The 496-nt window shown below is 49.2% G+C and carries 1 protein-coding gene; it reads right to left on the bottom strand.

Translation table 11 applies throughout. The annotated features are described in order from the left end of the window. The coding region (locus tag H0247_RS19220) for a site-specific integrase (RefSeq protein ID WP_180743962.1) at window positions 1-496 on the bottom strand (496 nt) is incomplete at both ends.

Raw genomic sequence — 496 nt, forward strand, 5'->3', positions numbered from 1 at the left:
CCGTTTTCAAGGCTTACCATGTAGTCGGCATACCATTGCAGCATCTCACGTCTGCCATCGAGATATTGCGCGTGGTTGTAGGTGCCACGGATAGCATTCTTATCAACATGCGCCAGTTGGGTTTCAATCCATGCGGTGTTGTAGCCCTGTTCATGAAGAACGGTGCTCATGGTATGACGGAAGCCATGACCCGTAACCCGGCCTGTATAGCCAATTCGCTTAAATACCTGATTGATACTGGCTTCGCTCATGGTCTTACTTGGATCATTGCGGCCCGGAAACAGTAAAGGAAATTGCCCTGTCATCGCTCTGATCTGTTCGATAATGGCTAGCGCTTGGGTAGATAGCGGGATGATATGAGGACGGCGCATTTTCATACGTTCAGCAGAAATTTCCCATAGCGCTTTCTTGGTATCGATTTCTGACCATAACGCACCGCGCAATTCACCTGTTCTCAGGCCAGTAATGATCAGCAATCTTGCTGCCAGCACCATCA

Origin of the sequence: Pectobacterium sp. CFBP8739, assembly GCF_013449375.1 — a bacterium.
GTDB lineage: Bacteria > Pseudomonadota > Gammaproteobacteria > Enterobacterales > Enterobacteriaceae > Pectobacterium.